This window comes from Paenibacillus sp. EZ-K15, from assembly GCF_002573715.1.
GTDB lineage: Bacteria > Bacillota > Bacilli > Paenibacillales > Paenibacillaceae > Paenibacillus_AQ.
Genome location: NZ_PDHM01000016.1, coordinates 320122 through 335360 on the forward strand (window position 1 = coordinate 320122; position 15239 = coordinate 335360).

The 15239-nt window shown below is 47.5% G+C and carries 12 protein-coding genes; 11 read left to right on the forward strand and 1 reads right to left on the reverse strand.

Annotated features, from left to right (window positions below; translation table 11 throughout):
• Positions 1-6: 6 nt before the first annotated feature.
• Positions 7-705 (reverse strand): aspartate/glutamate racemase family protein, encoded by a 699-nt coding sequence (locus tag CRG97_RS14090; protein ID WP_098743863.1) that lies wholly within the window; start codon positions 703-705, stop codon positions 7-9.
• Positions 706-924: 219 nt separating this feature from the next.
• Here CRG97_RS14090 and metE point away from each other — a divergent pair, with 219 nt between their 5' ends.
• The 11 genes from metE to CRG97_RS14145 all read left to right on the forward strand — a co-directional run bounded on the left by metE (position 925) and on the right by CRG97_RS14145 (position 15166).
• Positions 925-3213, forward strand: a complete 2289-nt coding sequence (gene metE, locus CRG97_RS14095) for a 5-methyltetrahydropteroyltriglutamate--homocysteine S-methyltransferase (protein ID WP_098743866.1) — start codon at positions 925-927, stop codon at positions 3211-3213.
• A gap of 326 nt (positions 3214-3539) precedes the next feature.
• Positions 3540-4976 carry an N-acetylmuramoyl-L-alanine amidase gene (locus CRG97_RS14100; protein WP_098743868.1) on the forward strand — a complete coding sequence of 479 codons (1437 nt, stop codon included), beginning with the start codon at positions 3540-3542 and terminating at the stop codon, positions 4974-4976.
• Between the two features lie 92 nt (positions 4977-5068).
• A complete protein-coding gene (locus CRG97_RS14105) occupies positions 5069-5767 on the forward strand; it encodes a response regulator transcription factor (protein ID WP_098743871.1) in 699 nt (232 codons plus the stop codon).
• A 3-nt stretch (positions 5768-5770) separates the two neighbouring features.
• A complete protein-coding gene (locus CRG97_RS14110; RefSeq protein ID WP_098743873.1) occupies positions 5771-7225 on the forward strand; it encodes a sensor histidine kinase in 1455 nt (484 codons plus the stop codon).
• Positions 7222-8433 carry a hypothetical protein gene (locus CRG97_RS14115; RefSeq protein ID WP_098743876.1) on the forward strand — a complete coding sequence of 404 codons (1212 nt, stop codon included), beginning with the start codon at positions 7222-7224 and terminating at the stop codon, positions 8431-8433. The genes CRG97_RS14110 and CRG97_RS14115 overlap by 4 nt, the downstream gene beginning before the upstream one ends.
• A gap of 324 nt (positions 8434-8757) precedes the next feature.
• Complete coding sequence (locus tag CRG97_RS14120; RefSeq protein ID WP_098743878.1) at positions 8758-10146, forward strand: ABC transporter substrate-binding protein; 1389 nt, start codon at positions 8758-8760, stop codon at positions 10144-10146.
• A 21-nt stretch (positions 10147-10167) separates the two neighbouring features.
• Positions 10168-11586 (forward strand): ABC transporter substrate-binding protein, encoded by a 1419-nt coding sequence (locus CRG97_RS14125; protein ID WP_098743881.1) that lies wholly within the window; start codon positions 10168-10170, stop codon positions 11584-11586.
• Positions 11579-12460, forward strand: a complete 882-nt coding sequence (locus CRG97_RS14130) for an ABC transporter permease subunit (RefSeq protein WP_098743884.1) — start codon at positions 11579-11581, stop codon at positions 12458-12460. The genes CRG97_RS14125 and CRG97_RS14130 overlap by 8 nt, the downstream gene beginning before the upstream one ends.
• Positions 12461-12475: 15 nt before the next feature.
• Positions 12476-13354 carry a carbohydrate ABC transporter permease gene (locus CRG97_RS14135; RefSeq protein ID WP_098743887.1) on the forward strand — a complete coding sequence of 293 codons (879 nt, stop codon included), beginning with the start codon at positions 12476-12478 and terminating at the stop codon, positions 13352-13354.
• 24 nt (positions 13355-13378) lie between these two features.
• Positions 13379-14521, forward strand: a complete 1143-nt coding sequence (locus tag CRG97_RS14140; protein ID WP_098743890.1) for an efflux RND transporter periplasmic adaptor subunit — start codon at positions 13379-13381, stop codon at positions 14519-14521.
• 189 nt (positions 14522-14710) lie between these two features.
• Entirely contained in the window at positions 14711-15166 is a 456-nt protein-coding gene (locus tag CRG97_RS14145) for a hypothetical protein (RefSeq protein WP_098743893.1), read from the forward strand.
• Positions 15167-15239: the final 73 nt, after the last annotated feature.

Genomic DNA, 15239 nt, shown 5'->3' on the forward strand with positions numbered 1-15239 from the left:
AACTCATTAAGAGTCAGCTTGGAGCGATTTATGAACAGCTTCAATGGCATGTATGAAGGTTGTATCAAACAGAGGAACTTTAGAATCCTCGGGTTTTATTAATAATCCGATCTCCGTACAGCCTAGAATAATTCCTTCAGCTCCATCTTGAACCAACCGTTCAATGACTTCTTTATAATAAGCTTTTGAATCCGATTGAATGTTACCAAGACATAATTCCTCATATATCACTTTATTTACGATCTCTCGATCTTGTTTATTGGGGATGAGCACTTTGATATGATTAGATTCTAATCTTTGCTTGTAAAAATGCTGCTCCATGGTATATTTGGTTCCAAGCAAACCTACTGTACGAATCCCATGTTCACGGATTTGATTAGCCGTGGCATCGGCAATGTGCAGCACAGGGATGCTTATTTTTTCTTCTATACCCTCTAGTACCATGTGCATCGTATTGGAACAGATCAATACAAAATCGGCACCGCCTTTTTCTAAAGAAAGTGCAGCCTCACCCAATGTTTCACCGGCTTTTTTCCAATTCCCCTCGGATTGATAGCGTTCAATCTCTGCAAAGTTCACGCTGTACATAAGGCATTTGGCTGAGTGGAGGCCACCCCATTGGCTTCTCACCTGCTCATTTATGATTCTGTAGTATTCAATGGAGGATTCCCAGCTCATTCCTCCGATAAGTCCAATCGTCTTCATAGATAAGCTCCTTTACAATCCTAAGTAATCTCATTATAGAGTATTATGAAAAAAACGTGTTAATCTCGCGTTTTTTTGTATTGGCGTATAACAAGATTACATATACACCTTTCTTGCTATAGCCATAGGCTATAACTAGATATAGCTTATATGAGTTACACTATACCGATTAATCCATGGTATCTTTCTTGTAACAATTTGTATAGGAGTGTTACATAGATGGCAAAAAGCAGTGTACTGGGATATCCGCGTATTGGCGCTGATCGGGAATGGAAAAAAGCCCTGGAAGCATTCTGGGCAGGCAAGCTTGATGAATCGGAGTTTCACCGGCAGCTGCAGGAGATTCGGTTGAATCATTTACGGAAGCAGCAGGAGAGCGGGATCGATCTTATTGCGGTTAATGATTTTAGTTATTACGATCATGTTCTGGATACGGCAACGATGTTCGGTATCGTACCGAAGCGCTTCTCTTATGAGGGCGGTGTTGTGCCATTGTCTGTATATTATGGTATTGCACGCGGAACGAAGGATGCTACAGCAAGTGAAATGACCAAGTGGTTTAACACCAATTATCATTATATCGTGCCTGAATTGGATGGGGCTACACCAGTTCTTACGGAGAACAGACCGCTGGCAGCCTATCGGGAGGCTAAGGAGAAGCTCGGCATCGAAGGCAAGCCGGTTATTGTCGGTCCGCTAACCTTCTTGAAATTGTCCAAAGGGTACCAGCCGTCAGAGACGGATGCCTGGCTGGAAAAATTGCTGCCGCTCTACGTACAGATTCTCCAGGAGCTTACCCAAGAGGGTGTTCAATGGGTACAGGTCGATGAGCCGATCCTCGTCACGAAATTAAGCGAAGCCGATCTTAAGCGGTTAACCAGCATTTATGAAACGTTTGCGGCTTCGGCACCCGGCCTAAACATCATGCTGCAAACCTATTTCGAATCGGTGGAAAACTACCAGGATATCATCCAGCTTCCGGTTAGCGGCATCGGTCTTGACCTGGTCCACGGATACCAAGGCAATGTGCAAGCCATTAAACAATCAGGGTTTCCTGCGAATAAAGTGTTGGGCGCCGGCATGATTGACGGACGCGGCATTTGGAAGGCATCGCTTCGCGAGAAGCTGTCGCAATTGGAAGAGCTGACGAAATACGTGGCCGCTGAACGGTTGATCGTCCAATCTTCGTGCAGCTTGCTGCATGTTCCGGTGACGGTGAGCAGCGAAACGAAACTGCAGCCTGAACTAAAAGGGGCGCTCGCCTTTGCAGATGAGAAGCTGAATGAGCTGGTTCTTTTGACGAAAGCAATCTCCACAGGCACAGCCCGGATTGCCAAGGAACTGGAAGAATGCGATGCTGCCCTTCAGGCGCTTAAACAATCCGAAGAGCGCAATCGACATGACATTCAGCAGGCAGTTGCCGAGATTAGTGTGCAGAATCCAGTTCGCAGTCTGCCTTTCGCGGAGCGTCATGTCGCTCAACAGAATAAGTGGCAGCTGCCGATTTTTCCGACCACGACGATCGGCAGCTTCCCTCAGTCAGCCGAGGTGCGCAAGGCACGCCAGGCGTGGCGCAAGGGAGAATGGAATCATGAGCAGTATGAGCGCTTCATTCAGGAGCAAATCGATATTTGGATCAAGCTGCAGGAAGAGATCGGCCTGGATGTGCTTGTGCATGGAGAGTTCGAAAGAACGGATATGGTTGAATTTTTCGGTGAGAAGCTTGGTGGCTTTGCCTTCACTCAATATGGATGGGTTCAGTCCTACGGCTCACGCTGCGTGAAACCGCCTGTAATATTCGGGGATGTCGCATTCGAGAAACCGATGACGGTGGAGGAAACGAAATATGCACAGTCGAAGACTAACCGCCCAGTGAAAGGGATGCTAACTGGCCCGATCACAATCATGAACTGGTCGTTCGTCCGCGAAGACATCTCTCGGGAACAGATTGCCTATCAATTGGCTTATGCCCTAAGACAAGAAGTAGAGGCGCTGGAGCAGGCAGGCATCGGGATGATTCAGGTGGATGAGCCTGCGGTGCGCGAAGGGCTGCCGCTCAAGGAGGAAGATCAAGCGGAGTATCTCGCTTGGGCTGTTAAAGCCTTCCGTATGACCACATGCACGGTACAGCCGACCACGCAAATTCATACGCATATGTGTTATTGCGAGTTCCATGACATGATCGATTCGATTGAGGCGATGGATGCCGATGTCATCTCGATTGAAACTTCGCGCAGTCATGGCGAGCTGATTCACAGCTTCGAAGTCAATACCTACAGATTAGGGATTGGCCTTGGCGTGTACGATATCCACAGTCCGCGGGTACCTCGAGTGGAAGAGATGACAAGCATGATCGAGCGTGCACTGCGGGTCCTGGATCCGAAGCTGTTCTGGATCAACCCGGACTGCGGTCTCAAAACACGCGGTAAGGAAGAAACAGTAGCATCCCTCCGTAACATGGTTCAAGCCACGGAGATTGCCCGTTCGTCCTATTCGCTGAACGTGTAACCGTGAATTTGACTATTGTCAGGGTGGGTAGAGATAAGAATAGTTAGGTTAGGAGCAGGCTGCGACGGCAGCCTGCTCCTTTTTTGTTACCCATGCCAGATATAATGGTGCGTACAGATGTAGAACGGAACTATATGAAAGATTTGGCTATAAGGAGGATCGTAAGGATGCGATTGACGTCTATATGTCTATGAAAGCCTCCTGTCATTTACATAGAGTAGAGTTGGACACAAGTTGTTGACATCTTGGTAAAATCGTTATCACATCCGGCGATTATATTCTTCTTATGGAATCGTATCTAGCACGATTCCTAAGAAGGAGGAACCATGATCTATCACAAAAAACGCAAGAAGTTTACCAGAGTCTTCTTTATTCTATTCATTGCAATCCTATTTATTGTCGGCTTCAAATTGGCATGGCACGTCGGTTCATCAACGGTGGAGTTGGTGCCGGCATCATCTGCTAGACTTGCAGAGACCTATAGGACGCTTCCTGCTGTGCCTAATCCAAATAAAACGTATCGGATCGTAATCGATCCCGGTCATGGGGGAAAAGATCCGGGAGCTACCGGAGTAAGCGGTGCATATGAGAAAGCGTTCAATCTATCTCTTGCCGGGCGGGTTGTTGACCTCCTGGAGGAGGACCCTTTGTTTGAACCTCTCTTGACACGTTCGGATGATCAATTCGTTGAATTGGATGAACGGGCAGCCAAGTCGAATGATTGGAATGCGGATGTGATGATTTCCATTCATGGCAATACCTATACGGACCCCATGACATCGGGTACGGAAACCTTGTACCGACACGAGGACAGCATCCCCTTGGCCCAAACCCTTCAGGAGCATTTGGTGAAGGGAATTGGCCTTCGTGATCGCGGGATCAAGGAAGAACAGTTAAAAGTGCTATCTACGCCCACGATGCCGGCAGTGCTTATCGAAGTTGGATATCTCACCAATGCTGAGGATGAGCGTTTCCTGCTGAGCAATGAAGGTCAAGATCTTGCCGCACAAGCTATTGTTGATGGGCTCAAGGACTATTTTGCGGAATCGCAGGAACTCTCGCTTGGACACCAAGCAAACGGTGAATCAGTTGAAAGATCACCCGGCACTCCGCAAAGCGGGAATCAGTCTATGGAGAAAAAGGTGTATTTTAATGGATCAGCCCAGGACGGTAAACAGGTCGCACTTACATTCGATGATGGACCGGATGCCATTGTTACGCCCAAAATCCTTGATATCCTGAAGGAAAACGATATTAAAGCCACCTTTTTCATTCTGGGAAACCGGGCTGAAGCCCATCCTGAGACTGTGCGGAGGATTAAAGAGGAAGGTCATGCCATAGGAAATCATTCCTGGTCACATCCCAACTTTACAGAATTATCGATGGAGGAAGCGCTGAATCAGGTGAAGAATACGCAGGATGAACTGAACGACATTATCGGCTATCGTCCATCCTTGTTTCGGCCGCCTTATGGCGCTTTGGATGAGGACAAAGAGGAGGCCATACAAAATATGGATTTAGCAATCGTGAACTGGTCCGTGGACACGATGGATTGGTCAGGTCTGCCCGCACAGGAGATCATGGGAATCATCCACAAGCAGTTGAAGCCTGGAGGCATCATTCTTCAGCATACCGCAAACGGCAAGAACCATCTTGCCAACACGCTGGAGGCACTCCAACTGTTAATACCGGATTTGAAAGATCAAGGCTACTCATTCGTCACGGTCCCGGAACTGCTGCATTTGCCTGAATCGCAGTCTTAGTAAGCCTGTAACGGATCAGACTTATCATTTGTCAACGGTATATGCTAAAATCGATTCATCAAATAGGCCTATGGAATAAGAATGGAGACTTCATGAAAAAAACAAAAATTCTCATAATCGAAGATGAGGGGCCGATTGCCGACTTGCTTGCCTATGGTCTCAACATGGAGGGTTTCGAAACCCGTATTGCGGCCAGCGGAGCTGCGGGCTTAAGGGAGCTTGAGTCATTTCATCCCGATCTGCTCCTTCTGGATTGGATGCTGCCCGATCAGAGCGGACTCGATATATGCAAAAAAGTAACCGCGAACTATAACCTTCCCATATTCATGATAACCGCTAAATCCGACATCACGGATAAAGTGCTCGGGCTTGAATTTGGTGCCGATGACTATATCACGAAGCCGTTTGATTTACGGGAGGTTGTTGCCCGAATCCGTACGATTCTCCGGCGGCTGGACCAAGCGAATCACGGGGATAGGGAAGTGGCTCAGGAGGCCGTGATCCGTGTTAAAGGCATCGAGATCGTAACGGAGGAGCGACTGGTCAAGAAAGACGGAAGGCTGGTTGATCTAACACCGAAGGAATTTGACCTGCTCATGACCTTGTACGGTCACCGGGGGAAGATTTACACGCGTTCGGAACTGCTGGATTTGGTTTGGGGATATGATTTTATTGGGGATACACGGACCGTGGATACGCATATTCAAAGGCTTCGCAAAAAGCTGGATGCCAGCGATTTGATCACAACTGTATTCGGCATCGGTTATAAATTCGAGAAGCAGGCGGAATAAGATATGATCCGGACCATCAGAGCCAAGTTTATTGTTGGTTTTTTTCTGATCTTCTGCCTCTCGTTCCTCGTACTCAATCAGACCGTGAAGGAGATCATTCGGACAAGCAGTCAGAAGATCGTAACATCGGATCTGGTCGGACTCAAAAACAACAGCAATGTATATGTAAGGCAAGCATTTCTTATCAACCATTTCACGAACAATAAGCTTTATTTCGGACAGATGGCCGAAGAAATGGTGAATGATTTGAAGCATGCTACATCAAGCCATGTTAGTGCGTACACCGTAGACGGCAAGTTATTATTCTCATCGGATAAGCAACAGTTCTCCGGGCCATCCGACGAGGATCTTCGGCAAGCAATCGAGGGTAAAACAGCTTATACCATCACTTATGGTCGGAACAGCGGCACCGTTCTATACTCATACCCGGTTATCATCGACGGAGTCAAGGTCGGTATCTTAAGGTTTACCAAAGATTTTACCCTGCTCTATGAACAAAGCGGGCGCATCATGGACATTATTTTCTACATCGCGCTCGCCATATTCGGGGCGGCCTTTCTGTTCTCCTATATGCTATCCAGACATATCACCGTTCCATTAGTAAAGCTCACCCGTGCATCCACGGAAGTGAAGAACGGGAATCTCGATGTTCGAATTCCGTTCCGACGCAGAGATGAGATTGGCGAACTGGCCCTGAACTTCAATGACATGATTGACCGGATCGGAAGCCAGATTTCCACGATCGAGCGCGATCGGGATCGTCTGAAGGACCTTAACGAGCAGGAGAAACGTTTTTTTGACAATGTAACCCATGAACTTAAAACGCCGCTGACGTCCATTCTTGGTTATGCCGAGATTATTCGGGAGAAAGGGGATGACGACCGGGAGTTCTTCGATAAGGGCATGAATCACATTGTTGAAGAGAGCCGGCGGCTGCATAACATGGTGCTAAGGCTGCTGGAAGTATCCCGCAGAGCTTCGGACGACTGTGAATTCGAAAAGGTGGATGCGGGTCAAATTTTGCACGACGTTAGCGATTCCATGTCCTTCCGTGCCAAGCGTTATAAGAAGCGCATCGTCTGCCAGACGGATGAACATTTGTATGTAATCGGACAACCGGACAGGCTGCGCCAGCTGTTCATTAACCTGCTGGACAATGCGATCAAATACAGCTCTCCCCAATCGGAGATTTCTGCTAAGGCCGAACTGGACTCCGGACTCGTTCGCTTTATTTTCGACAATCCGGGTGAACCAATCCCACCTGGCCAGCTTGAGCACCTGTTTCAGCCATTCTATTCGGCGGGCCATAAGTTCATGGAAGAAGGCAGTGTCGGTCTGGGTCTCAGTATCGCCAAATCGATCGTCGACGACCATGGAGGCACCATCCGCCTAGTCAGCCGGGACGGGCAGATCATGGTTTACGTGGAATTACCTTACTTCAGGGAGGAGAGATCATGATGATACGGAAACGATTTGCCGTATTGTCCGTGTTGCTTGCAATCATCATCCTCTTGTCCGGATGTGGGGGGGGCACACGATCCGAGACGATTGTCATTCCGAGCACGGAAGATGAGCATGTTGCCGATTCAGGCAGCGCCCCATTCCAAGTAAAAACGATATATCGTCTTCCGATTTCGGACACGAAGGACGATCAATTGCTTGGTTGGGAGGATTCAGGATCCGTTCTCGGTCTTTTTCAGGCCCCCGACTCAAAGATGCGCTTGTCGCAATATCTGCAGCGGCTCTCACCGCCGTATGAAAAATTCGAGACGCTGCAAGGCGTGGACGTTGATCATTGGAATCTCGAACTGTCGCCAAACGGCAAATATATCGCCGGTATTAAGAAGACAAAGGACGGCAATGTACTGAAGTTGATATCGCTTTCTGATGGACGGGAAACCATCATGGCCACCATAAAGCCCCGTCATGATCTGCTCTTGACAGAGCTCACTTGGTCGGATAACAGCAGATACATTTCTTATCTCGTCACAGACGTCGCTACAGATGTAGCTTCAGGCCCCGTCAGTGGACAAACCGATGTGGGTGTCGCCACAAACCCCGTTGTCAAAATGGCCGTGTATGACACAACCGCCCGGCAAGTCAAGGTCTATCCGCTGAAGGGCCTCCGAAACACAGGCAGCGTCTTCGAGGTGAAAATGTCGGACGATGGACAAAGCGCACTGATTGTGGTGCAAAATGAACGGACCATTAGTATCAGCATGGGGACGATAAACGGAAGCAGCTTTCATATCGAATACGAGCATCAGGCGGGCGGTGATCAGATGGCATGGCTTAATAAAGATCAGTTTGTTTTCCTTGGAACGGAAGGCGAGATCTATGAGTACGATCGACGAAACATGGCTCTCTCTGTCCTGCTGGAGAGGGTTCTTAGCTTTCAATTATCGCAAGACAGGAAGTATATTGCTTATTCCCAGAAAGACGACAACGATACAATCTCAATTTTTGCAGGAAAGCTTCAAGGAAACAACGTCCTGTACAAAAAATCGGTCTATCAGGGCGTCTTCCCGTCGGTAATGTATTGGAGTCCGCATAATGACAGTCTTCTGGTAAATGGGCGAAAAATATATTCCACTTCAAGACAACAAACGAATCCGGAGCCAAGTATCGTCTCGTATAATCAACCGTTTATTATAAAGTTTCAATAGCTAACCTAACCCTTCAAAGTGGATAGTAACCTTATTTGCGGCAGACTGAACGAAATATCGTTCAGTCTGCCGTCTTTTTTAAGATATTAGCATTTATATGTTTGTGGGGTTATTTCAGAGACAATTTGTTTACAAGTAGGTGAAGTTTCGGAGACATCTTTACTTTATATTTGGAAAAGTCAGCGAAGATAGTTTCAATTCTTTTTACAAGGATCGTCTTCACGGATGACAAGGGCGCTTCCCGGAGGGTGGAAGGCTATTCCATGAACGAATGGCTGGCCACGCTGCTTAAGGAAGTTAACGGTAAAGAAAGGTGGTTCATTGATGAAGAAAATAGGCTGGATATGGATTTGTCTAATCCTCTGTCTCTCCGCCTGCAGTGGAGCTCAGGGAAACAAAGGCGAAATGGCAATGAAAGGAGCGACAGCGGCGCAAGACGGAAATACGAAAGAAAGTGTGGATTCAAAAGGACATGTGAAGCTCGTGTTCTCGACTTTTTATCTGAGCAATTACATGCAGACGGCTGTGAAGAAGTATGAGAAGCTGCATCCCAACATCGAGATTGAGCTGCAGGCTACACCCACTGAGGGTAAGGATCTCGACGAGGTATATGCAAATATTGAAAAATTCGTTACCTCCTCCAACACAGCCATCTTGGCCGGCAAAGGTCCCGACCTGATTGAGCTTGATATGCTCCCGGCAGATAAATATGTAAGCCGTCATCTGCTTGTCAATCTAAGCGACATGATGGAGATGGATTCATCGCTTCAGACGAAAGATTATTTCACCAACATCTTGGACAACTCGAAGATTGGCGGGGGACTTTACGGGATGCCGCTTTATTTCTCCCTTGTCGGTTTGATCGGCGATGAGGATGCCCTCGTAAAGAGCGGAGTCAAGATCAATGATAGCAGTTGGACATGGAGCGATTTTGCGGATATTGCTAAGCAATTGACGCAGAAAGGCGAGTACAAGAATGTGCTCATTAGCGAACCGCATTATATGCTGAGCGAGATGGTCGCTGAAAACTACTCCCAGCTCGTCACAGAAGGAAACGGGAAAGCTAATTTCGATTCGGCGCGCTTTGCCGGGTTAATGCAGCAGATCAAAACGATGTTCGATGATGGCTTGCTTTACGACATGGTTACAGATGGCGGTGGCAGAGGCAGCGAAACTGCCAGGAATGCGAAAGCTTATTTCAACGAAGAAACCATCAGTTCCCTCCGAGGGTATCTGTTGAACAATTTCGCCGAGCATACCAAGCTGTATGCCAAACCGCATCCGCAAGATGTGGGGGCTGGAGGTTATTTTAAAAACTTCGGAATGATCGGGATTAACGCAAGTTCGCCTCATAAGAAAGAAGCCTGGGACTTTATCAAATTTCTCATAGAGGATGAGGCACAGTCTTATACCGATGTGTATGATCAAAGCCCTGGTTTTCCAATTAACAGAATTGCCTACGAAAAACAGCTGAAGCAGCTAAAAGACGAAGGAACGATTCATGAGGCTGATCTTCCCGCGGTCAAGGTTGACAATGCATCGCTGGACCAACTGAACGCCTATATTACGGGAGCCGTTCATTCCACCGAGAAACAGTCCAAGATTGATGAGATCATTTCCAATGAATCAAAGTCTTTCTTTAGCGGACAGAAATCAGCGGACAGTGTCTCGAAACTGGTTCGGAACAAGATCAATCTACATCTCAATGAATGAAACGATGAGGAGAATCGTCATATGAAAAAAATCGGATTAGGATTATTGGTTAGCTGTTTTATAGCCTTCTCTTTAACCGCTTGCGGCAGTGGAAGCCCAACAGGGGCAGCATCATCAGCGGGAACCAGCGGCGGCAATGAAGCGTCCGCAGAAACAAACGACGGTAGTTCAATGAAGGGCATGACTCAGAAGGATGAATCGGCCTCCGGCGGCAAAAAGACCATCGTCTTTTCGATGTTTTTTCCGGATGAACAGTTTCAGGAAGCAAAGAAGAAGTACGAGCAGCTGCATCCGAACATCGAGATCAAGCTGCAGACGGGCTACACCGACGACTCGCACGTGGAGGCGGATGAGGAGAAGTTCGTCAAGAATACGAATACGGCGATGCTGGCAGGCAAAGGCCCCGATCTGCTCCAATCGGCTGAATATGTGAATATTCTGCCGACAGATAACTACGTTAAACATCATCTGCTGGTTGATCTCGGTGAATGGATGGACAAGGATTCCACCTTCCGAAAGGAAGATTATTTCGGCAATATCCTGGATAGCTCTCGAATCGGCAAGGGACTTTACAGCATGCCGCTCGCATTCTTTCTGGAAGGCTTTGCCGGAGATGCGGATGCAATCGCCAAAACCGGGATTCAGGTTAACGACAAAACCTGGTCCTGGAACGATTTTATAAATACCGCAAATCAGCTGGCGGTGGCTTCCAAGGCATATCCTTCAGCGCTGGTATTTGGCGAGCCGGAAGTTCTGCTGGCAGAAATTGCAATGGATAATTATTCCCTATTCGTGGATACAGCCAGCCATAAGGCCAATTTCGAGTCGGCCTCCTTTACCGGTCTGATGAACCAGGTGAAGTCCATGTACGACAATCAACTCGTGACCACGGATCCTCGGAGCAAGGCTTATTTCAGGACCATCCATATCAACTCTCCTTGGGACTATCTCGTATCTCTAAGGGAATACGGCGAGAATATGAAGTATTACATGAAGCCTCATGCCCAGGAAACGACAGCCGGCGGTTATTTTCGGCCTTACAAGAGCATTTCCATGAATGCGAACTCCAAAGTGAAGGAGGAAGCGTGGGATTTCATAAAATTCATGATGTCCGGAGAAATCGAAACGCCTCCCACGAAGGCAGGATTTCCGATCCACAAGAAATCATTTGCCAATCAGATCAAGCAATTGAAGGAAGAAGGAACGGTTAAAGCCTATGAGGAAGGCCCGCTGCAAGGAATGCCGATCAAAGTCGATCAGGCCAAGCTGGACCAACTGGAGAGCTTGGTGGGTAGAGCCACTCATCAGGTCGAGTACAAGTCCGCCAAAGTGAATGACATCATCGTAAATGAGTCCAAAGCCTTCTTTGCCGGACAGAAATCCGCAGATGATGTCGCCAAGCTCATCCAGAATAAAGTAACGACCTATCTGAATGAATAGAAGAAGTTTAAGGAGATGGATGCGCAAAGACGGGATAAAAGCTCTGTGGTTCCTGGCACCCAGCTTGATCGGATTTGCCGTGTTTTACATCATCCCGTTCGTGATGGGCGTCTATGAATCGTTTACGGACGGCTCACTCGGCGGCAGGTTTGTCGGCTTCGATAACTACCGGCAGGTGCTCGGCAGCGGCTCCTTCCGCAAAGCAGCCGCGAACACGCTCTTGTTTACGGGGGTTAGTGTTCCGCTGCTCATCCTGCTGTCCCTGCTTCTGGCCGTCCTGCTGAATCAGTCCATATACATGCGGGGCTGGCTCCGGACGTCATTTATTCTGCCACTGGTCGTGCCGGTGGCATCCACTGTCATGTTCTGGCAAATCCTGTTTGATTGGAATGGGACGTTCAACGCTTGGCTGCATCATTTCCATAAGGATCGGATCGACTGGATGCAATCGGATGGGTCCATGGCCGTTATCGTCATCATGTATATTTGGAAGAACATTGGCTACAACGTCATTTTATTTCTGGCGGGTCTGCAGTCCATACCGAAAGATTATTACGAGACAGCGCAAATTGAAGGAGCGGGACGGATCAGGCAGTGGTTTCACATTACGCTCGTTTATTTGACGCCGACGATGTTCTTCGTCATTCTTATGTCGATCATCAACTCGTTTAAGGTCTTTCGGGAGACGTACCTGTTGGCAGGTGAATATCCATATGATCGCATCTATATGATGCAGCACTATATGAATAACATGTTCTTCTCCCTGGATATTCAGAAGCTGACGACGGCTGCCACACTTATGGTCGCATGCATTGTGTTTCTGGTAACCGGACTACTGAGTATAGAACGACGTTTTCGCGATAATTTGGGTTGACCCGGGAGGAACAGCATGAACAAAATACAGTGGATTCCAAGGTTGATGTTGACACTGCTGCTCGGCGCAGCGGCGATCCTGATGCTTGTGCCGATACTGCTTACATTGACGAACTCCCTTATGACGGAGCAAGAGATCGGGCGAAATTACGGACTGATCGGTCAAATGATTGACGTGTCCCAGGGAGGAAAAGATCGATTTGTCAATTTGAAGATCGTTCCCGATTGGGTTTCCTTCGGCCAGTATGCCGAGGTGCTGATCTTATCCACCAAGTTTCTGATGATGTTCTGGAATTCGGTCAGCATGGTTGTACTGATCGTTGCCGGACAAACCGTTGTCGGCTCGCTTGCAGCCTACGCTTTTGCCCAGCTCAGGTTTCCTGGAAGAGATAAGCTGTTCATGATCTATTTGATGACGATGCTCATGCCGTTCCAGGTGACCTTGGTTCCTAATTATATGGTTATAGACAAGCTGGGGCTCATGAACCATACCGCCGCCATTATTTTGCCCGGCATCTTTGGAGCCTTTGGCGTCTTTATGATGCGGCAATTTATGGCGCATATACCGGGAGCCTATTCCGAGGCTGCCATGATGGACGGAGCGGGACAATGGGTGATCTTTCGGCGGATCATTCTACCGCTGGTCAGGCCCGGGCTGGCAGCGCTGATGGTTTTACTATTCGTCGATTATTGGAACATGATCGAGCAGCCGCTCATATTTTTGCAAGATTCCTATAAACAGCCGCTGTCTCTATTTCTTGCACAGATCAACAAAGACGCACTGGGAATCGGATTTGCCGCATCGGCATTGTATATGGCACCCATGATTCTTCTATTCCTGTATGCCGAGTCTTATTTTATTGAAGGCGTTCAATTGTCGGGCATAAAAGGTTAGTTTTAGTACTAGGAGTGATGGATATTGGAAGAGGTAATTTCCCGGTCAAGAAAACGCAAGGTTAGCATAATAGCCGGACTGTTTACAGGTCTTCTGCTTGTACTGACTTTTGCAGGTAACACCCTACAAGCCTTGACGCTGCCTAAGGTAGTGATTACATCGGTAAACAAAGGCTCGCTGGTTCATTCCTATGTTGGCCGATCGACGATAAATCCAGAGGAGGAGAGGGAACTTATCCATCCTTCGGGCTGGAAAGTCGACAAGGTGCTCGTTAAAAAAGGAGAGATGGTGCATAAGGGACAAGTTCTTATACGATATGACGGCAGTGAGGTTAAGCAGCAGATGGCTGTTGAGCAGTCTGCGCTGAAGAAGCTGAATCTATCAATGGAGCTTCTCGAATATAATGTCATTCAAGCGATGCAGGAAGAAGACGAGGCTCTTCTTATAAGTGCATCCAGCGCGTTCGAAACGGCAAAGCTTGATATTGCTGCACAACAGCAGCAGATCGAGAACCTGAAACATACGCTTTCAGTTAATCAGCAGATGGTAGCCCCTTTTGACGGTATCGTTATGGAGATTGGTGCGATGGAGGGATTAGGTTCTACCGGGAAACCGGATATCACGATGAGCCATTTGGCAAAAGGGTATGGGTTAGAAATGTACGTACCGTCAGGTATCGCTGCCATGCTGAGCGTAGGGGATATTCTGGATAACATCACGCTTGAAGGCAAGGAAGAACCGTCGATTACGGGTGAGATTGATAGGATAGAAGAGGAGATGAACTCGCTCAGTCCTGATGTTGACGACGACGCTGAGAAATCAAGCAGTTCCATGACACGTTTGTTCGTTAAATTAAAAGGCAGTGGGCTATCCGGGGGCGAACAAGTGAGGATCAGCATAGTGAAAACTAAGAGCAGCGAAGGGATTCTCATTCCGAATAAAGCCGTTCACAAGGACAGCGAGGGCGCTTATGTCTACACCGTAAAAGAATCGCAAGGCCCTCTCGGTAATGCATATTATGCTGTTCGCACGTCAATTCAAATTACCGATTCCAACAGCCATACCACCTCCGTTGGCGGTGGTCTGTTCGATCAACAGGAAATCATCGTGGACAGCAGCGATCTTATTATGGATGGAGCGCGTGTTAACGTATATAACCAGAACTAACACCGGGATGTCGCCAGCCAGAAAAATAGGATTGACAGTACAAACCAAAAGATGTTAAATTATCCGGCAACCAAAGCATGGTTTATGGGGTTTATATAGTGATAGGTGCTAAGCTTATAATGGAGGGAGATATGAAACATACGCTTATGAGAAAAACCGAATTCCTTAGGTTTTCAAGACGGAATCGCGATGAGTGACAGGTCATGGCGAGTCTTTTTTGTTGTGGTTGCATTGATCGTACTGACTGGAGTCGTCTATTCATTGATTCAATCCAGCACTTCCTTTAAAGAGCTGATGAGCGATCAGGTTTATGATACAGAGAAGATTAGTTACATAAGAATTGAGAAAATGGGTAGTCCATACGATGATGAAAATAGTGTGGAAATTACCGACCCGGCAACCATTGATCGCATCATAAACAGCTTCTCCAATGCGAAACTATGGAGAACCGAAAATTATGCCAGAGGTATGATGTATAGTATATGGGTTAACGTCGAGTACACTCCCTTTGCCATATATTTTACGGAACCGAATATTATCCAGATGTCTCTGAATAGAAGATTGCATAAAAAATATTCCTGGAGCTACAGGATGGTTAATGGCTATGACAAGTCGGTCATTGAAGATCTCTTTAAGGAAGAGTAGAGGAAGATCACGATTCCCGGACATTATCGTAATTCTCATAACATTCTAATTTATTGAAAAGAAGAGGAACTAG

Coding starts and splice junctions, on each gene's coding strand:
- CRG97_RS14125 (WP_098743881.1), top strand. CDS start 10,168: ATGAAAAAAATCGGATTAGGATTATTGGTTAGCTGTTTTATAGCCTTC.
- CRG97_RS14130 (WP_098743884.1), top strand. CDS start 11,579: ATGAATAGAAGAAGTTTAAGGAGATGGATGCGCAAAGACGGGATAAAA.
- CRG97_RS14135 (WP_098743887.1), top strand. CDS start 12,476: ATGAACAAAATACAGTGGATTCCAAGGTTGATGTTGACACTGCTGCTC.
- CRG97_RS14100 (WP_098743868.1), top strand. CDS start 3,540: ATGATCTATCACAAAAAACGCAAGAAGTTTACCAGAGTCTTCTTTATT.
- CRG97_RS14105 (WP_098743871.1), top strand. CDS start 5,069: ATGAAAAAAACAAAAATTCTCATAATCGAAGATGAGGGGCCGATTGCC.
- CRG97_RS14110 (WP_098743873.1), top strand. CDS start 5,771: ATGATCCGGACCATCAGAGCCAAGTTTATTGTTGGTTTTTTTCTGATC.
- metE (WP_098743866.1), top strand. CDS start 925: ATGGCAAAAAGCAGTGTACTGGGATATCCGCGTATTGGCGCTGATCGG.
- CRG97_RS14115 (WP_098743876.1), top strand. CDS start 7,222: ATGATGATACGGAAACGATTTGCCGTATTGTCCGTGTTGCTTGCAATC.
- CRG97_RS14090 (WP_098743863.1), bottom strand. CDS start 705: ATGAAGACGATTGGACTTATCGGAGGAATGAGCTGGGAATCCTCCATT.
- CRG97_RS14145 (WP_098743893.1), top strand. CDS start 14,711: ATGAGTGACAGGTCATGGCGAGTCTTTTTTGTTGTGGTTGCATTGATC.
- CRG97_RS14120 (WP_098743878.1), top strand. CDS start 8,758: ATGAAGAAAATAGGCTGGATATGGATTTGTCTAATCCTCTGTCTCTCC.